The 18,847-nt window shown below is 64.9% G+C and carries 16 protein-coding genes; 2 read left to right on the top strand and 14 right to left on the bottom strand.

Annotated elements, in window-relative coordinates; genetic code table 11:
- Positions 1-88: 88 nt before the first annotated feature.
- The 10 genes from hscA to RZR99_RS15445 all read right to left on the bottom strand — a co-directional run bounded on the left by hscA (position 89) and on the right by RZR99_RS15445 (position 8,624).
- Entirely contained in the window at positions 89-1,957 is a 1,869-nt protein-coding gene (gene hscA, locus RZR99_RS15490) for a Fe-S protein assembly chaperone HscA (protein WP_323120660.1), read from the bottom strand.
- Positions 1,958-2,017: 60 nt separating this feature from the next.
- The gene (gene hscB / locus RZR99_RS15485; RefSeq protein ID WP_323120659.1) at positions 2,018-2,545 is read right to left on the bottom strand and encodes a Fe-S protein assembly co-chaperone HscB; all 528 of its coding nucleotides are present in this window, start codon (positions 2,543-2,545) and stop codon (positions 2,018-2,020) included.
- 109 nt (positions 2,546-2,654) lie between these two features.
- Positions 2,655-2,978 (bottom strand): iron-sulfur cluster assembly protein IscA, encoded by a 324-nt coding sequence (gene iscA, locus RZR99_RS15480; protein WP_323120775.1) that lies wholly within the window; start codon positions 2,976-2,978, stop codon positions 2,655-2,657.
- A gap of 88 nt (positions 2,979-3,066) precedes the next feature.
- Entirely contained in the window at positions 3,067-3,474 is a 408-nt protein-coding gene (gene iscU / locus RZR99_RS15475) for a Fe-S cluster assembly scaffold IscU (protein WP_323120658.1), read from the bottom strand.
- A 60-nt stretch (positions 3,475-3,534) separates the two neighbouring features.
- Positions 3,535-4,758: an IscS subfamily cysteine desulfurase gene (locus RZR99_RS15470; RefSeq protein ID WP_323120657.1), complete on the bottom strand. Its 1,224-nt coding sequence runs from the start codon at positions 4,756-4,758 to the stop codon at positions 3,535-3,537.
- Positions 4,759-4,826: 68 nt separating this feature from the next.
- Positions 4,827-5,366, bottom strand: coding sequence for a Fe-S cluster assembly transcriptional regulator IscR (iscR, locus tag RZR99_RS15465; protein ID WP_323120656.1), 540 nt, complete (start codon positions 5,364-5,366; stop codon positions 4,827-4,829).
- 108 nt (positions 5,367-5,474) lie between these two features.
- Positions 5,475-5,957 (bottom strand): low molecular weight protein-tyrosine-phosphatase, encoded by a 483-nt coding sequence (locus tag RZR99_RS15460; RefSeq protein ID WP_323120655.1) that lies wholly within the window; start codon positions 5,955-5,957, stop codon positions 5,475-5,477.
- A gap of 91 nt (positions 5,958-6,048) precedes the next feature.
- Positions 6,049-6,276 carry a hypothetical protein gene (locus RZR99_RS15455; protein WP_323120654.1) on the bottom strand — a complete coding sequence of 76 codons (228 nt, stop codon included), beginning with the start codon at positions 6,274-6,276 and terminating at the stop codon, positions 6,049-6,051.
- Between the two features lie 171 nt (positions 6,277-6,447).
- Complete coding sequence (locus RZR99_RS15450; RefSeq protein ID WP_323120653.1) at positions 6,448-7,869, bottom strand: lactate utilization protein B; 1,422 nt, start codon at positions 7,867-7,869, stop codon at positions 6,448-6,450.
- A gap of 32 nt (positions 7,870-7,901) precedes the next feature.
- Positions 7,902-8,624: a (Fe-S)-binding protein gene (locus RZR99_RS15445; protein ID WP_323120652.1), complete on the bottom strand. Its 723-nt coding sequence runs from the start codon at positions 8,622-8,624 to the stop codon at positions 7,902-7,904.
- A 181-nt stretch (positions 8,625-8,805) separates the two neighbouring features.
- On the opposite strand from RZR99_RS15445, the gene RZR99_RS15440 reads away from it, so the two are divergent.
- Positions 8,806-9,618, top strand: a complete 813-nt coding sequence (locus RZR99_RS15440) for an IclR family transcriptional regulator (protein WP_323120651.1) — start codon at positions 8,806-8,808, stop codon at positions 9,616-9,618.
- A gap of 107 nt (positions 9,619-9,725) precedes the next feature.
- Here RZR99_RS15440 and pbpG read toward each other — a convergent pair whose 3' ends face one another.
- A complete protein-coding gene (gene pbpG, locus RZR99_RS15435; RefSeq protein ID WP_323120650.1) occupies positions 9,726-10,853 on the bottom strand; it encodes a D-alanyl-D-alanine endopeptidase in 1,128 nt (375 codons plus the stop codon).
- A gap of 653 nt (positions 10,854-11,506) precedes the next feature.
- Here pbpG and RZR99_RS15430 point away from each other — a divergent pair.
- On the top strand, positions 11,507-12,079 hold the full coding sequence (locus RZR99_RS15430; protein WP_323120649.1) for a phasin family protein: 573 nt from the start codon (positions 11,507-11,509) through the stop codon (positions 12,077-12,079).
- 158 nt (positions 12,080-12,237) lie between these two features.
- Here the strand turns inward: RZR99_RS15430 and lpdA are convergent, their stop codons facing one another.
- From lpdA to aceE, 3 genes are all read right to left on the bottom strand, one after another.
- Positions 12,238-14,004 (bottom strand): dihydrolipoyl dehydrogenase, encoded by a 1,767-nt coding sequence (gene lpdA / locus RZR99_RS15425; RefSeq protein ID WP_323120648.1) that lies wholly within the window; start codon positions 14,002-14,004, stop codon positions 12,238-12,240.
- 276 nt (positions 14,005-14,280) lie between these two features.
- Positions 14,281-15,918 (bottom strand): dihydrolipoyllysine-residue acetyltransferase, encoded by a 1,638-nt coding sequence (gene aceF / locus RZR99_RS15420; RefSeq protein WP_323120647.1) that lies wholly within the window; start codon positions 15,916-15,918, stop codon positions 14,281-14,283.
- 73 nt (positions 15,919-15,991) lie between these two features.
- Positions 15,992-18,688: a pyruvate dehydrogenase (acetyl-transferring), homodimeric type gene (aceE, locus tag RZR99_RS15415; protein WP_323120646.1), complete on the bottom strand. Its 2,697-nt coding sequence runs from the start codon at positions 18,686-18,688 to the stop codon at positions 15,992-15,994.
- Positions 18,689-18,847 lie beyond the last annotated feature (159 nt).

Raw genomic sequence — 18,847 nt, 5'->3', positions numbered from 1 at the left:
TTCGTTCCGTTGTTCAGCAGGTGCGCGGCAGCCGCGCCGTCTATCGTTGCTCCGCGCGGCCGACGGCCGCGCGAAACGCATCTCGGGCTCAGATCTCGTCGAGCTTGCGGCCCGCGAGCGCGCGCTTGATGCCCTTGTCCATCCGGCGCGCGGCGAATTCGTCGGTGCCCTCGGCCAGCGCCTTCGTGGCGGTTTCGATCGCATCCGTCGCATCGCTCGAAGCTTGCGCGCGCAGCGCGGCAAGCAACGCATCGATCGACGCGCGTTCGTCCGCATCGAGCAATTCGCCGTCGGCGGCAAGCGCCGCGTCAGTCGCCTCGATCAAACGCTGCGCATCGACCTGCGCCTCGCGCAGCGCGCGAGCGCGCATGTCGATTTCCGCAGTCTTGAAGCTGTCCTCGAGCATCTTCGCGATGTCGTCGTCCGCGAGCCCGTACGACGGCTTCACCACCACCGACGCCTCGACACCGGAGTGCTGCTCGCGCGCGAACACGGACAGCAGGCCGTCCGCGTCGACCTGGTAGGTCACGCGGATCCGTGCCGCACCCGCCGTCATCGGCGGGATGCCGCGCAGCTCGAAGCGAGCAAGCGAACGGCAGTCCGCCACGAGTTCGCGCTCGCCCTGCACGACGTGGATCGCCATCGCGGTCTGGCCGTCTTTGAAGGTCGTGAATTCCTGCGCGCGCGCGACGGGAATCGTCGAATTGCGCGGGATGATCTTCTCGACCAGCCCGCCCATCGTCTCGACACCGAGCGACAGCGGGATCACGTCGAGCAGCAGCCAGTCGTCGCCGCTGCCGCGGTTGCCCGCGAGCAGGTCCGCCTGGATCGCTGCGCCGAGCGCGACGACCTGGTCGGGATCGAGATTGACGAGCGGCGGCTGGCCGAAGTACTGTTCGACCGCCGCGCGAATCACCGGCATCCGGGTCGCGCCGCCGACCAGCACCACGCCCTTGATGTCGGCCGGCGCCACCTGCGCGTCGCGCAGTGCCTTCCGGGTCGGGCCCAGGGTACGCTGCACGAGCGGTTCGACCAGCGACGCGAACGTCCGAGCGCTGATCGTCTGCGTCAGATGCGCGCCGTTCGACAACACGACGTCGAGCACCGCATCGGGCGCGTCGGACAGCGCTTCCTTCGCGGTGCGTACACGATCGAGCAGCAGGCGGACGTCTTCGGGCGCGAGCGCCTTCGCATCGATGCCGGCCTGCGCGAGCACGTGTGCGAACAGCGCGTGATCGAAGTCGTCTCCGCCTAGCGCGGAATCGCCGCCCGCCGCGAGCACTTCGAACACGCCCTTCGTGAGCTTCAGGATCGACAGATCGAACGTGCCGCCGCCCAGGTCGTAGACGGCATAAAGGCCTTCCGAACCGTTGTCGAGGCCGTAGGCGATCGCGGCGGCGGTCGGCTCGTTCAGCAGGCGCAGCACGTTGAGGCCCGCGAGACGCGCCGCGTCCTTGGTTGCCTGCCGCTGCGCATCGTCGAAATACGCGGGCACGGTGATCACCGCGCCGACCAGATCGTCGCCCAGCGTGTCTTCCGCGCGCTGGCGCAGCGTCGCGAGAATCTCCGCGGACACCTCAACCGGGCTCTTCACCCCGTCGATCGTGCGGATCTGCACCATCCCGGGCGCATCGACGAAATCGTAGGGCGCGTTCGCCGCCCCCTCGACCTCGCTGCGGCCGCGCCCCATGAAGCGCTTGACCGATACGATCGTGTTGCGCGGGTCGCTCGCCGCTTCGTCCTTCGCGGCGTAGCCGATGCGCCGGCCGCCTTTCTCGAGGTAGCGGACTACCGACGGCAGCAGCGCGCGACCGGCTTCGTCGGGCAGAACTTCGGGGATGCTGCTGCGCACCGCGGCGACAAGCGAATTCGTCGTGCCGAGGTCGATGCCGACGGCGAGCCGCCGTTGATGCGGCGCGGGCGCCATGCCGGGTTCGGAGATTTGCAGTAAAGCCATCTGTTTCTTCGTTGAAGGGCGATTCGCCCCGCTTGCGTCGCGTGCGCTCAGCGCACGCGGTTAATGTTCGAGGCGCTCGATCTGAGCGCCGATTTCCGCTGCGACGCGCTCGATGAACATCAGCTGCCGCACCGCTTCCGCCGCGCCCTGATCGGCACCGCTGTCGAGCAGCGCGCCGAGCTTGTCGAGACGCCGGCGCTGCTCGTCGCGCAGCTCCGCGAGCAGCGCATCGAGCGCAGCGGTGTTGCGCGCGGCCGCCGCGTCCTCGATGCCTTCCCGCCATTCCATCTGCTGCATCAGGAAGGCGGGCTCCATCGCGGTGTTGTTCTCCGCGCCGATGTCGACCCCGCGCAACGTCAGCAGATACGTCGCGCGGCTGAGCGGATCGCGCAGCGTCTGGTAAGCCTCGTTCGCGCGCGTCGCCCATTGCATGGCCACGCGCTTTTGCGCGTCGCCCGCGGCGGCGAACCGGTCCGGGTGCACCTGCGTCTGCACGGTGCGATACGCGCTGTCCAGCGCGGCCGCGTCGAGCGCGAACTGTGCCGGCAGATGAAAGAGATCGAAATGGCTGTCTTTCAGCGAGACCATCGCGTAGCGCCCAACCTGTGGTGATATGCCCGCGACGCACCGGATATCGCGCGCCGCACATTAAAAAGGCGGCCCGCGCCGCCTCTCGCCCGCCTTGCGCGGATCGCCGTCACACGCGGAACGATTCGCCGCAGCCGCACTCGTCCTTCACGTTCGGGTTATTGAACTTGAAGCCTTCGTTCAGGCCTTCGCGCGCAAAATCCAGCTCCGTGCCGTCGATATAAGCGAGGCTTTTCGGATCGACGACCACCTTCACGCCGTGGCTTTCGAACACCTGATCTTCATCGGCAAAGGCATCGACATATTCCAGCTTGTACGCAAGGCCCGAACAGCCGGTCGTGCGCACGCCGAGCCGCAGGCCCAGCCCCTTGCCGCGCCGCGTCAGGTATTTCTGCACGTGCTGCGCTGCTTTTTCGGTCAGTGTAATTGCCATGATGTCCTTGGTCGCGGTGCATGCCGCCATCGCGGCGCGCACCCGCGTCTTGCCTCTGAAAACCTGCTGCGTCGTTCGCCCAACCGGCTCAGGCCGCGGCCTTGCCGTTCTGCTCGCCGTCGTGGCGCTTCTTGTAGTCGGCCACCGCCGCCTTGATCGCGTCTTCCGCGAGGATCGAGCAATGGATCTTCACGGGCGGCAGCGCCAGTTCCTCGGCGATCTGCGTGTTCTTGATCGTCAGCGCCTCATCCAGCGTCTTGCCCTTCACCCACTCGGTGACGAGCGAGCTCGACGCGATCGCCGAACCGCAGCCGTAGGTCTTGAATTTCGCGTCTTCGATCACGCCGTCCGCGCCGACGCGAATCTGCAGCTTCATCACGTCGCCGCAGGCGGGCGCACCGACCATGCCGGTGCCGACCGCGTCGTCGTCCTTCGAGAAGGAACCGACGTTACGCGGGTTTTCGTAGTGATCCAGAACCTTGTTGCTGTATGACATGACTGAGACTCCTTGCTTCGTTCGTCAGCGTGGCGCCCAGCCGGGCGCCCGCGAAATGATTCAGTGCGCGGCCCACTCGATCGTCGACAGGTCGACGCCTTCCTGGTGCATTTCCCAGAGCGGCGACAGATCGCGCAGCTTCGCAAGCTTGCTCTTGAGCAGATTGATCACGTAGTCGACATCCTGCTCCGTCGTGAAGCGGCCGACCGTGAAGCGGATCGAGCTGTGCGCGAGTTCGTCGTTGCGACCGAGCGCGCGCAACACGTACGACGGTTCGAGCGACGCGGACGTGCATGCCGATCCGGACGACACCGCAACGTCCTTGATCGCCATGATCAGCGATTCGCCTTCGACGAAGTTGAAGCTGATGTTCAGATTGTGCGGAACACGCTGTTCCATGTCGCCGTTCACATAGGTTTCGTCGATTTCCGACAGTCCGCGCAGCAGCTTGTCGCGCAGTGCGCGAATGCGTTCGTTCTCGGTCGCCATTTCCTCGCGTGCGATCCGGAACGCCTCGCCCATGCCGGCGATCTGGTGCGTCGCGAGCGTACCCGAGCGCATGCCGCGCTCATGGCCGCCGCCGTGCATCTGCGCTTCGATCCGCACGCGCGGCTTGCGGCGCACGTACAGCGCACCGATGCCCTTCGGACCGTAGGTCTTGTGCGCCGAGAACGACATCAGATCGACCTTCAGCTTGGCCAGATCGATCTCGACCTTGCCCGTCGACTGCGCCGCGTCGACGTGGAAAATGATGCCCTTCTCGCGGCAGATCTCGCCGATCGCCGCGATATCCTGAATCACGCCGATCTCGTTGTTCACGTGCATCACCGACACGAGGATCGTGTCCGGACGCAGCGCGGCCTTGAACACGTCGAGATCGATGAGTCCGTCGTCCTTCACGTCGAGGTAGGTGACGTCGAAGCCTTCGCGTTCCAGCTCCCGGCAGGTATCGAGCACGGCCTTGTGCTCGGTCTTCACCGTGATGATGTGCTTGCCCTTGCCCTGGTAGAAGTGCGCGGCGCCCTTGATCGCGAGGTTGTCCGACTCGGTTGCGCCCGACGTCCAGATGATTTCGCGCGGGTCGGCATTCACCAGCGCCGCCACCTGCTCGCGCGCCTCTTCGACGGCCCGCTCCGCATCCCAGCCGTACGCATGGCTGCGCGACGCCGGATTGCCGAACTGCTCGCGCAGATACGGCACCATCTTGTCGACGACGCGCGGGTCGACCGGGGTCGTTGCGCTGTAGTCCATATAGATGGGCAGGTGGGGAATCTCGTTGTTCATCTGTCGCTCCGGGTATTCGTTCAATGCAGGGACTATTTTTTGTACTGGCCGCGGGCACGCGGCGAAAATCATGAGCTCGCGATGTTGAAGACCGAATTCGGTCCGAGCGGCATCGTGCGGACCGGCTCGACGCTCGGTGCGGCGGGTTCCGGCGCACGCCGGTCGCGCAGCACCGCAGGGGCGCCTTCGCGGGAACGCTGCTGATCAACGAGGTCCTGCAGGGACACCGAATCGAGGTACTCGACCATCTTCTGGTTCAGGGTCGACCACAGCTCGTGGGTCATGCAGTGGCCGTCGGGCAGCTTCGTGCCTTCGCACTTGCCTTTGCCGCCGCACTGCGTCGCATCGAGCGGTTCGTCGACTGCGATGATGATGTCGGCCACCGTCACGTCCTGCGCGCGGCGCGCGAGGTTATACCCGCCACCGGGCCCGCGGACCGATTCCACGATCTCGTGCCGGCGCAGCTTGCCGAACAGTTGTTCGAGGTAGGACAGCGAGATCCGCTGACGCTGGCTGATGCCTGCCAGCGTCACCGGGCCTTGCTCGTGGCGCAGTGCCAAATCAATCATCGCCGTGACGGCGAAACGACCTTTCGTGGTGAGTCTCATGATGTTTGGGGGCAGCAATCTTGACGATTTTGGTCAAGTATAAATAATTGACGTTTTTAGTCAAGTATCCCTGTCTTGAAAAGGGTATTCGCGGAGCGATTCAGGAAATCAGCCGGCGCCGGGCTCGCGCAAGCTGCCGAGCAGACCTCGGCAGGCGTCTTCGCACTGGTCGAGTACCCGCTCGAAGCCCTGTGCGCCGCCGAAGTACGGGTCCGCGATTTCGCGAGCCGTGGCATCGCTCGCGAAATCAACCAGCAACCGGACCTTCTCGCGATACTGCGGCGGACATCGCTTGCGCAGCTCCGCCAGGTTGGCGGCATCCATCGCCAGCACGAGGTCGAAACGCTCGAAATCGGCCGGACCGATCTGCCGCGCGCGCAGCGCCGACAGATCGTAGCCGCGCGCCTTGGCCGCCTGCTGCGCACGTCCGTCGGGCGGCTCGCCGATGTGCCAGTCGCCCGTCCCTGCGGAATCGATCTCGATCCGATCCGTCAGCCCCGCCGCCGCAACCTGATGGCGCATGACCCCTTCGGCGGTGGGCGATCGGCAAATGTTGCCGAGACAAACGAAACAGATCCCGACGGATTTCATCACGCAACCGGAATGCGGCAACGAGCCGCGCAGGTGGACAACACGACATTATACAAAGACGCGTCCAATCCCGCTGCCGACGGCCTGCGCTTCAAAGCGCCTTGGCCGCAGGATTCGACGCGTCGTTCGTCATCGCCGGGCGGAGCGGCGCGGCATCGTCGACGAGCCCGAACGACACCGTACGGGCCAACTCGGCCGACGCCTCGTGAACCGCGAGCGGCTCGCGCGGCTGACTGTTGCCCAGCGTATGCAGGTAGGCAGCCGCCGCCAGGGGCAGAACAATCGCCAGCGGCCAATACATCGATATGGTCTTTTTCATGATGCAACCTCTCTCGACAGGGGCGCCGGATCCATACCCGACGCTGACATATCGACATTCTATAGACCGCATCTATCGAGATAAATGCTTGAATAGTGAATGGAGTGTTGCTCGTGGATGAACAGTCCGGCCGGGAGGTTCCCGTCCGGCGCCCGGCCGGCCTGATGCAACTCAACCGAGATGGCTGCGCGAAGCCGCGTAAAGCTCGCGGAAGGTCCGGCCCGCGGGAGTGGGTAGGTCGCGGGTATCGGTCCAGCCGGCCGCGAGCGGCAACCGCCGGATGCCGCGCCGCTGTCCCGCGCCGCCGCCCGCCCGCTCGAGGATGCGCACCGCGAGCTTGGTGGTGAGCGCGTAGAGCGCCGGCCGCCGGGCGAAGAACCCCCACGCCGTCAGCGCCGCCCGCTCCCGCCACGGACGCAGATGCCGCTCGACCTGCTTCTCGCGCAATGTGCGCAGCAGCCCCGACAACGGGATGCCGACCGGGCATACGCTGTCGCATTCGCCGCACAGCGTCGCCGCCTGCGGCAGGTCGAGTGCGCTGTCGAGCCCGACGTAGCTCGGCGTCAGCACCGAGCCCATCGGCCCCGGGTACACCCAGCCGTACGCATGCCCGCCGACCTTCTGGTACACCGGGCAATGATTCATGCATGCGCCGCAGCGGATACAGCGGAGCATCTCCTGGAATGCTCCGCCGATGAGGCCGCTGCGGCCGCCGTCGACCAGCACCACGTACATGTGCTCGGGGCCGTCGTGGTCGCCTTCCCCGCGCGGGCCGGTCAGCAGCGACAGGTAGTTCGACGTCTTCTGCCCGGTCGCCGAGCGCGGCAGCAGCCGCATCGCGGTCGCCAGATCCTCGAGCGTCGGCAGCACCTTCTCGATCCCCGTTACCGCGACATGCACGCGCGGCATCACCGTGCACATTCCCTCGTTGCCCTCGTTGGTGACGAGCGCGACCGAGCCCGTTTCGGCGATCACGAAGTTGCCGCCCGTCACCCCCATGTCCGCCGACAGGAAATGCGGCCGCAGCACCTCGCGCGCCTCGCGCGTCATGTCGGGAATCTCCGACAGACGCGGCCGGCCGTGGGTTTTCGCGAACAGGTCGGCGATCTCGTCCTTGTCCTTGTGCACGACAGGCGCAATGATGTGGCTCGGCGCCTCGTTGTCGTTGATCTGGAGAATGTATTCGCCGAGGTCGGTCTCGATCGACTGCACGCCCATTTCGGCCAGCACGGCATTCAGCCGCATCTCCTCCGACACCATCGACTTCGTCTTGATCACCTTCTTCACATCGTGGCGGCGCGCAATGTCGGCGACCAGCCCGGCCGCGTCGCGCATCGACTCCGCGTACAGCACCGTCGTGCCGCGTCGCTCGGCGGCGCGCTCGAATGCGTCGAGCCAGACATCGAGATTGTCGAGCGCGCGATTGCGACGCGCCTTCAGTTCGGCGCGCGTCGCCGGGAAATCGATCTGCGTGATCGAATCGGCGCGGGCGGAGACGAATTTCGTCGACAGTTTCTTGAGGTTTTCCTGCAGGCGCTGATCCGCGAGCTTCTGGCCCGCGCGCGCCTTGAACTGCATCGATTGAACTTGCATGGCGGCTCGTGGTGAATGCGTGAATCGGCGGCTCAGACGTCGCCCGCCAGCACCTGCGCGACATGCAGCACGCGCGTGTCGCGATCGCCGGTCCGGCGCAGACGCCCTTCGATATTCAGGATGCAGCCGAGATCGCCCAGTACGACGGTCTGCGCGCCGCTCGCGCGAACGTTCGCGCATTTCTCGTCGACGATCGCGGTCGAGATGTCGCCGTACTTCACCGCGAAGGTGCCGCCGAATCCGCAGCAGTGCTCGCAGTCCTTCATCTCCCGCACCTCGACGCCGCGCTGCGCGAGCAGCGCGCGCGGCTGCGCCTTCACGCCCAGTTCGCGCAGCCCCGAGCAGGCATCGTGATAGGTCACCGGGCCGGCGAATTCGCCCGGCTCGAGCGCGACCTTCGCGACGTTCACGAGAAAGTCGGTCAACTCGTACACCTTCGTGCGCAAACGGCCGTAGCGGCCCATCAGATCGGGATCGTCGCGAAACAGGTCGCCGTAGTGCACGCTCAGCATCCCCCCGCACGAACCCGACGGCACCACCACGTAATCGAACTGCTCGAATTCGCGCAGCGCCTTCTCCGCCAGATCGCGCGCGAGCGCCCGGTCGCCCGAGTTGTACGCGGGCTGGCCGCAACACGTCTGCGCGGGCGGGACGATGACCTCGAACCCGGCCTGCTGGATCAACTTGAGCGCCGAAAAACCGATTTCGGGCCGCATCAGATCGATGAGGCACGTGACGAACAAACCGACTCGCATGGAAGCTCCTTCGAGAAAACTGCGCTCATTATCCGCGCTTTGCAGCGCACGACCAACGCGAAATGCCCGTCGGAATCGCGGTTCCGGCAAACGAGGAGTTCCTCGAACGCCGTTCGCTTTTTTCACTATACGAGATACAATCGATTTCCCCAGTGTCTGATGCGTCGATCGATTTCCCACGATGAGCAACCCGAACCCGGAATCCAAAACGTCGATCCAAGTGATCGAGCGCATGATGCGGCTCCTCGACGCACTCGCCGGCCACAGCGATCCGGTCAGCCTGAAAGAACTCGCGCTGCGCACCGAACTGCATCCGTCCACGGCGCACCGGATCCTGAACGACATGGTCACATGCCGCCTCGTCGACCGCTCCGATCCGGGCACCTACCGGCTCGGCATGCGCCTGCTCGAACTCGGCAATCTGGTCAAGGCGCGCCTGTCGGTACGCGACGCGGCACTGATGCCGATGCGCGAGCTGCATCGACTGACGGGTCAGACGGTCAACCTCTCGGTACGCCAGGGCGACGAGATCGTCTATATCGAGCGCGCGTATTCGGAACGCTCCGGCATGCAGGTGGTGCGGGCGATCGGCGGCCGCGCGCCGCTGCACCTGACCTCCGTGGGCAAGCTCTTCCTCGCCGCGGACGAAACCTCGCGGGTGCGCGCCTACGCAACCCGCACCGGCCTGGCCGGCCATACGCAGAACAGCATTACCGATCTGACGAAGCTCGAGCGCGAACTCACGCTGGTGCGTCAGCAATCGTGCGCACGCGACAACGAGGAACTGGAACTCGGCGTGCGCTGCATCGCCGCCGGCATCTACGACGACTCGGGCAAGCTGGTCGCGGGGCTGTCGCTGTCGGCACCGGCCGACCGCCTGCAGGATGCATGGCTCGGTCAACTGAGCCATACCGCGCTGACCATCTCGGCATCGCTCGGCTATCACACCGCCCCGAGGGATACCGAGGCGGCCGCGCTGCACAAGCATGCGTGAGCCTTCGGCCCGGTACGCCCGACTCACACCGCCAGACGACGCCTGAAACACAAAGCCCCGCAATTGCGGGGCTTTGTGTTTCAGGCGTCGCGTATCGCGCAGCGAGATCAGGTCCCGCCGGCGGGCGCGTTCGCCGCGGTCAGGCGTTCGCCGCCGCCGTTGTCGAGCCAGTTGCGCACGCGCGATGCATCGGCGAAACGCGAATACTTGCCGAACGAATCGAGCAGCACCATCACGATCGGGCGGCCGTGGATCGTCGTCTGCATCACCATGCACTCGCCCGCTTCGTTGATGAAGCCGGTCTTCTGCAAGCCGATGTCCCACGACGGATTGCGCACCAGCGCGTTCGTGCTGTTATAGGCGAGCGTCCGCTTGCCGGTAAACACGTCGTAGCTGCGATCGGTCGAGAATCGGCGGATCAGCGGATACTGGTATGCGGCGTTCACCATCTTCACCAGATCACGCGCGCTCGACACGTTCTGGCTCGACAGCCCGGTGGAATTCTCGAAATGCGTGTCGTTCATGCCCAGCGACTTCGCCTTCGCGTTCATGGCCGAGATGAACGCCGGACGGCCACCCGGGTAGTAGCGCGACAGCGCGGCCGCCGCACGGTTCTCCGACGCCATCAGCGCGATGTGCAGCATGTCCTCGCGCGACAGCACCGAGCCTACCGACAGGCGCGAGCCGGTGCCTTTCTCATAGTCGCGATCCTCGTCGGTCACATCGATCTGGTCGGTGAGCGGCATCTTCGAATCGAGCACCACCATTGCCGTCATCAGCTTCGAGATCGACGCGATCGGCACGACGGCGCGCGAATTCTTGTCGAACAGCGGCTCGGTCGAATTCTGATCGACCACATACGCAACGCTCGAACGCAGCGCGAGCGCGTCGGGTGTCTCGTGCAGACCGAAGGCCTGGCCGACCGACTGCGGGCGCGGCTGGAACGCCACCCGGCGCACGGCGTGGTGCCCGTTCGCCGCGAGCGTCACGCGCTTGCGGCCGACTTTCGCCCGCGGCTCGTCCTTCGCGGCGATCGTGCGCACGGATTTCTTGGCCGATGCGGCGGACTTCTTCTTGCCCTTGGCGGTCTGCGCGGTTTTCGCAGCAGTCGCGGCAAAGGCCTCGGCAGGCACGACGGCGGCCGTGGCCATGAGCATGGAGACGGCCACCGATACCGCGGTACCGAGGGCCATGCCCTGCATCATTTTGAGCGGTGAAAACAATTGGGTTTTCATTGGGGTCTGGACAAAGCGACGAGAGGGTTCCGCAAGTGTAGTAAAAGCGGAAAAAATAAGCAATATTAGGCACTTACCGGCCTTCGTTAAACCGGAATGTAAGAATCGATCGCCAAAAGACAATCGCGCTCCCCTTTTCCATCTAAAAATACGATGGGATGCAAGGATTCCACCCGGTTCGATCGACCCGCCGATCCCTTGATCGGCTTATCGGCACCGCGCAGACAAATTGAAGCGGAGATCTTACGAATGCTGCCGCCAGCCGGCCGAACGGCCCGCCAGACAAGCTGGGCGGACAACGCGCACGCCCAGCAACCCGCAAATAGCGAGCGGTTCGACAAGCATCGCATATAAACGTTCCATGGGCCTGTTAGGTTTACCGGCGCGCCATCGTGGTGCACTTCAGCAAAACGGCACCGCCTGCGCACTATGTGGGAATTCCCCTGAAACCGATCCCATTGGTACGACTTAACTCATTGTTTTATCGATAATTTACCGGTATTGTGCGGCGCACAAAATTCACTTGACATTCATTTCTGACGCCCTAAAATAGCAATCATTGTTGCGATGCACAAAGCGTTTCTTCAGTGCCTGTTCCCTAAAGTTGTGCCTTCCCCCTCAGCGATCTTCGATCGAATTTCAGGAGCATGAACATGTCTTTGCTGACCCCCGAGCAAATCGCCGCTGCACAGAAAGCCCACCTCGAAAGCTTGTTCGGTCTGACGACCAAGGCGTTCGAAGGCGTTGAGAAGCTGGTCGAGCTGAATCTGCAAGTAGTGAAGTCGACGCTCGCGGAAAGCCAGGAAAACGTGCAACGCGTGCTGTCCGTGAAGGACGCGCAGGAACTGCTCGCGCTGCAAGCGAGCCTGACGCAGCCGATCGCCGAAAAGGTGCTGTCGTACAGCCGCCACCTGTATGAAATCGCATCGGCCACGCAAGCCGAATTCGCGAAGGTCGCCGAAGCCCAGTATGAAGAACAGAACCGCAAGGTGCAGGCGCTCGTCGACAACGTCGCGAAGAACGCGCCGGCCGGCTCGGAAACCGCCGTTGCCGCGCTGAAGTCGGCGCTCAACGCCGCCAGCACGACCTACGAAACGGTGCAGAAGGCCGCCAAGCAAGCCGTTGAAATCGCCGAAACGAACTTCAACGCCGCTGCCGCCGTCGCGACCAAGGCCGCCAACAGCGCCGCCGCCGCTTCGCGTCGCAGCAGCAAGCCGGCAGCCTAAGTCCGCTTTCGCTGTCCCGCTGTCAAAAAGCCGCGCTGGCCAGCGCGGCTTTTTCTTTTGCGGCGAGGAAAACCCATCGAGGCGACCCAATAAAAACGGCGCTTCCCCGTCCCGCGGGAAGCGCCGTTTGTCTCGAGCGGCGGTTGGCCGCGCCCCGCTTATTTCTTGCGCTGCGGCGGCAGATCGGTACAGACCCCTTCGTAGAGTTCCGCCGCCATGCCGATCGACTCCCCGAGCGTCGGGTGCGGGTGGATCGTCTTGCCGATGTCCTCCGCGTCCGCGCCCATCTCGACCGCCAGGCACACTTCGCTGATCAGGTCACCCGCGTTCAGCCCGACGATGGCGCCGCCGATCACGCGATGCGTCTCCTCGTCGAACAACAGTTTCGTGAAACCCTCGTCGCGGCCATTCGCGATCGCGCGGCCCGACGCGGCCCACGGAAACACCGCCTTGCCGTACTTGATGCCTTCGGCCTTGCACTGATCTTCCGTCTTACCCGCCCATGCCACTTCCGGATCGGTGTAGGCCACCGACGGAATCTGCAGCGCGTCGAAATACGCCTTTTCGCCGTGCGCGGCTTCCGCCGCGACGTGGCCCTCGTGCACCGCTTTATGGGCCAGCATCGGCTGACCGACGATGTCGCCGATCGCGAAGATGTGCGGCACATTCGTGCGCAGTTGCCGGTCGACGTCGATGAAACCGCGATCCGTCACCGCAACGCCGGCCTTGTCCGCGCCGATCTTCTTGCCGTTCGGGCTGCGCCCCACGGCCACCAGCACGAGGTCGTAGCGCTGCGCGTCGGCCGGGGCCTTCTCGCCCTCGAACTTCACGTAGATGCCGTCTTCCTTCGCTTCGGCGCCGACCGTCTTGGTCTTCAGCATCACATTGCCGAAGCGCTTCGCGTTGTACTTCTCCCACACCTTCACGAGATCGCGATCGGCGCCCATCATCAGGCCGTCCATCATTTCGACGACGTCGATCTCGGCGCCGAGCGTCGAATAGACGGTCGCCATTTCGAGACCGATGATCCCGCCGCCGATCACGAGCATGCGCTTCGGCAACTGGCGCAGTTCGAGCGCGCCCGTCGAATCGACGACGCGCGGATCTTCCGGCATGAACGGCAGCTTCACCGCCTGCGAACCCGCCGCGATGATCGCCTGCTTGAACCGGACGACCTTCTTGCCGCCGTCGGTCTGGACTTCGAGGTGATACGGATCGACGAACGCGCCGACGCCCGTCACCACCTCGACCTTGCGTGCCTTCGCCATACCGGCAAGGCCCGTGGTCAGCTTCTTGACGACGCCGGACTTGAAGCCGCGCAGCTTGTCGAGATCGATTTCCGGCTTGCCGAACGAAATGCCGTGATCGGCGAGCGCGGCGGCCTCTTCCGTGACGAGCGCGGTGTGCAGCAGCGCCTTCGACGGAATGCAGCCGACGTTCAGACACACACCGCCGAGCGTCGCATAGCGCTCGACCAGCACGGTCTTCATGCCGAGATCGGCGGCGCGGAACGCGGCCGAGTAGCCGCCGGGGCCGGCGCCCAGCACGAGCATGTCGCATTCGACATCCACGGCGCCGGCGTAGCTGCCGGCCTGCGGAGCGGGCACCGCGGCCAGCGGGGCAGGCGCGGGCGCGGCGGCGGCAGGCTTGGCGGCTTCCGGCGCCTTCGCGGGCGCGGCGGTCGCTTCGGCGGCTTCGACGATCGCGACGACCGTGCCTTGCGAGACCTTGTCGCCGGCCTTGATGCGGACTTCCTTCACCGTGCCGGCGACGTCGCTCGGCACTTCCATGGATGCCTTGTCGGATTCGAGCGTGACGAGCGTCTGCTCCTTCTCGATCACGTCGCCGGGCTTGATGTTGACTTCGATGACATCGACGCCGCTGAAATCGCCGATATCCGGTACTTTGACTTCGATGAGACTCATTACTGTCCCCTTCTTGATTGGCTGCAGACAGAGGGAGAGAAACTCGCGGCCGGAACCTGCCACGCCCTGACGAAGAGACGCGCACCTGGGCAGAACCATCTTTGCCGTCCGCCCGAGGACGCGCGTATCTTGTGGGCGCTTTTTCCCCGAAAGACCGGGAAAAGCGCCCGCCGCGCCGCACGAGGGCGACGCCGGCACACCGTCAGCGATACAGGTTCAACGACGAGGCGCGAATGACCGACAACCTATCCGCGCCGTTGCAAGCTCCCCCGCTCATCAAAGAATCACGCGCCGGAAATCGGCCAGGATCGCCGCGAGATACGCGTTGAAACGCGCCGCTTCCGCACCGTCGATCACGCGATGGTCATACGACAGCGACAGCGGCAGCGTGAGCTTCGGCACGAACTGCTTGCCGTCCCACACCGGCTTCATCGCGCTGCGCGACAGACCGAGGATCGCCACTTCCGGCGCGTTGATGATCGGCGTGAAATTCGTGCCGCCGATCCCGCCGAGCGACGAAATCGAGAAGCAGCCGCCTTGCATCTGATCCGGCTTCAGCTTGCCTTCGCGAGCCGCCTTCGACAGATCGGTCATTTCCTTCGCGATGTCGACGAGGCCCTTCTTGTCCGCGTCGCGAATCACCGGCACGACGAGGCCATTCGGCGTATCGGCGGCAAAACCGACGTGGTAGTACTGCTTGAATACGAGATTGTCGCCGTCGAGGCTCGCGTTGAACGTCGGGAATTTCTTCAGCGCCGACACCACGGCCTTGATCACGAACGCGAGCATCGTGAACTTCACGCCCGCCTTCTCGTTCTCCTTGTTGAGCTGCACGCGCAGCGCTTCGAGCTCGGTGATGTCGGCTTCGTCGTTGTTCGTGACGTGCGGGATCATCACCCAGTTGCGATGCAGGTTCGCGCCCGAGATCTTCTTGATGCGCGACAGCGGCTTCGGATCGACCGGGCCGAATTTCGCGAAATCGACCTTCGGCCACGGCAGCAGGTTCAGCTCGCCACCGCTCGCGGGCGCGCCCGCACCGGCCGGCGCCGCGCGCTGGCCGGTCATCACGCCCTTCACGAAACCGGTGATGTCGTCCTTCGTGATGCGGCTCTTCGGACCCGTGCCCTGCACACGCGACACGTCGACGCCCAGTTCGCGCGCGAACTTTCGCACCGACGGCGACGCGTGGCTTGCGCGATACTCGCCGCTCGCGGCGGGTGCCGCGGCCGGAGCCGGAGCCGGAGCCGCTGGAGCGGGCGCGGCAGCCTTCGGCGCGGGCGCCGGTGCGGCCGGAGCCGGAGCGGGCGCAGCCTGCGGCGCCGCGGCGAGCGCGCTCGCACCGCCGGCCGACTCCAGCAACACGATCAGCGTGCCTTCCGACACCGCGTCGCCCACCTTGACCTTGATGTCCTTCACCACGCCGGCGGCCGGGCTCGGCACGTCCATCGTCGCCTTGTCGGATTCGAGCGTGACGAGCGACTGCTCCTTCTCGACCGTATCGCCGATCTTCACGCCGATCTCGATGACGGGCACGTCCTTGTAGTCGCCGATATCCGGCACCTTCACTTCGACCGCGCCGCCGCCCGACGCTGCGGGGGCCGCCGGGGCCGCTGCGGCCGCAGGCGCACTCGCAGGCGCGGCAGCGCCGTTCGCCTGCGCGGGCTTCGCCTCGGCGCTGCCTTCGAGCAGGATGATCAGCGTGCCTTCCGAAACGGAATCGCCCACCTTGACCTTCACTTCCCTGACCGTGCCGCCCACCGGGCTCGGCACGTCCATCGTCGCCTTGTCGGACTCGAGCGTGACGAGCGACTGCTCGGGTTCGACCGCGTCGCCCGCCTTCACGAGCACTTCGATGACGGGCACATCCTTGTAATCGCCGATATCCGGCACCTTCACTTCGATTGCTTGACTCATCTGTCTGTGTCTCCTGAGCTGCGCCGCCCGTCCGGGACGGACGGCCGGCGCGGCATCACACGGCATGCGTGCGTTAAACCGTCATCGGGTTGGGCTTGGACGGATCGAGGTTGTACTTCGCGATCGCATCGGCGACGACCTTGCGCTCGATCGTGCCTTCGTCGGCCAGCGCATTGAGCGCCGCGACGGTGACCCAATGGCGGTCGACCTCGAAGAAGTGGCGCAGGTTCGCCCGCGTGTCCGAGCGGCCGTAGCCGTCGGTGCCGAGCACAACGAAACGGCGATCGACCTGACCGCGGATCTGGTCGACCAGCGCGCGGACGTAGTCGGTCGACGCGACGACCGGACCTTGCGTGTCCTTCAGGCACTTCTGCACGTGCGACTGGCGACGCTCGCCGGTCGGATTGAGCAGGTTCCAGCGCTCGACCTCATGGCCTTCGCGCGCCAGCTCGGTGAAGCTCGGCACGCTCCACAGATCGGCGGCGACACCCCAGTCGTTCTTCAGCAGGTCGGCCGCGGCGATCACTTCGTTGAAGATCGTGCCCGCGCCCATCAGTTGCACGCGCGGCGCCTTCTTGTCGGCGTCCGCCTTCCGGAACGCGTACATGCCCTTGATGATGTCCGCCGCTACGTGCTCGCCCTGCGGGATCGCCGGGTGCTCGTAGTTCTCGTTCATCACCGTGACGTAGTAGTACACGTCTTCCTGCTCCTGCACCATCCGGCGCAGGCCGTCCTGCATGATGACCGCGAGTTCGTAGCCGAAGGTCGGATCGTAGCTCACGCAGTTCGGCACCGACGCCGCCCACAGCAGCGAGTGGCCGTCTTCGTGCTGCAGGCCTTCGCCGTTGAGCGTCGTGCGCCCCGCCGTGCCGCCGAGCAGGAAGCCGCGCGAACGCATGTCGCCCGCCGCCCATGCCAGGTCGCCGATACGCTGGAAGCCGAACATCGAGTAGAAGATGTAGAACGGCACCATGATCTCGCCGTGCGTCGAATACGACGTCGCCGCCGCGATCCAGTCGCACATGCCGCCTGCTTCGTTGATCCCTTCCTGCAGGATCTGGCCGGTTTCCGATTCCTTGTAGAACATCAACTGGTCGGAATCTTCCGGTACGTACTTCTGGCCCTGCTGGTTCCAGATGCCGATCTGGCGGAACAAGCCTTCCATCCCGAACGTGCGCGACTCGTCGGGCACGATCGGCACGATGCGCTTGCCGAGCGCCTTGTCCTTCAGCAGGATGTTCAGGATCCGCACGAACGCCATCGTCGTCGAGATCTCGCGGCCTTCGCCCGTGCCCTTCAGCAGCGGCTCGAACGCGTCGAGCGCCGGCACCGGCAGCGACTGCGCCTTCTGGCGGCGCTGCGGCAGGTAGCCGCCGAGGTCCATCCGGCGCGCACGCATGTATTCGAGCTCCTTCGAGCCTTCCTCGAACTTGAGGTACGGCACGTCGGCGATCACGTCGTCCGAGATCGGCAGACGGAACTGGTCGCGGAACTTCTTCAGTTGCTCGACGGGCAGCTTCTTCTGCTGGTGCGTGATGTTCATCGCCTGGCCCGACTCGCCCATCCCGTAGCCCTTGATGGTCTTCGCGAGAATCACGGTCGGCGCGCCCTTCGAATTGCTCGCTTCCTGGAAGGCCGCGTAGATCTTGTGCGGATCGTGGCCGCCGCGGTTCAGATTCCAGATGTCGTCGTCGGACCAGTCCGCGACGAGCGCCTTCAGCTCGGGCGTGTTGAAGAAATGCTCGCGGACGAACGCGCCCGATTCCGACTTGTAGGTCTGGTACTCGCCGTCGACGACGTCCATCATCCGGCGCATCAGCGCACCCGTCTTGTCGCGTGCGAACAGCGCATCCCAGCGGCTGCCCCAGATCACCTTGATCACGTTCCAGCCGGCGCCGCGGAATTCCGATTCCAGTTCCTGGATGATCTTGCCGTTGCCGCGCACCGGGCCGTCGAGACGCTGCAGGTTGCAGTTGATCACGAACACCAGGTTGTCGAGCTTCTCGCGGCTCGCCATGCCGATCGCGCCGAGCGATTCCGGCTCGTCCGTCTCGCCGTCGCCGAGGAACGCCCACACCTTGCGGCCCTCCGTCGTCACGATGCCGCGCGCCTGCAGGTACTTCATGAAGCGCGCCTGGTAGATCGCCATGATCGGGCCGAGGCCCATCGACACGGTCGGGAACTGCCAGAAGTCCGGCATCAGCCACGGGTGCGGGTACGACGAAATGCCGTTGCCGCCCACTTCCTGGCGGAAGTTGTCCAGTTGATTCTCGGTCAGACGGCCGAGCAGGAACGCGCGGGAATACACGCCCGGCGACGAATGGCCCTGCACGAACACGAGATCGCCGCCATGCTCGGCGGACGGCGCGTGCCAGAAATGGTTGTAGCCGACGTCATAGAGCGTCGCGGCCGACGCGAACGACGCGATATGGCCGCCGACGTTGGTGTCCTTGCCCGCGCGCACGACCATCGCGATCGCGTTCCAGCGCGTGTACGAGCGGATCCGGTGTTCGATGTCCTGGTCGCCGGGGATCTTCGCCTGGTTTTCGACCGGAATCGTGTTGATGTACGGAGTGTTCGCGGAGAACGGCAGGTGTTCGCCGTGCACGCGGGCGAATTCGATCTGCTTCTCGATCAGGTAGTGCGCGCGGCCGGGACCGACGGAGGAGATCACGCCGTCCAGCGCTTCGAGCCATTCGACGGTTTCCTGGGGATCGTCGTCACGATCGGCGACGACATACTTCATCACTTCGTTCGGTACAGCGGACATACTCGTCTCCTGGGTCCTGAAATGTGAGGATCGCTCTTCGTGCAGACGACGCCGTTCCGGCCGGCTGCGGCAAGCTCCCGCGGATTGTAAAGAGCGTCGCGGGCTGCGCGCAACAAAATTTTCGAATTGTGAGATCTTTTCTCGTAATATGAAATATTG

The organism is Burkholderia alba, assembly GCF_034721475.1.
GTDB classification, from domain to species: domain Bacteria; phylum Pseudomonadota; class Gammaproteobacteria; order Burkholderiales; family Burkholderiaceae; genus Burkholderia; species Burkholderia alba.
Note: the sequence above shows the minus strand (reverse complement) of the source record. Positions and strands in the feature narration are given on the sequence as shown.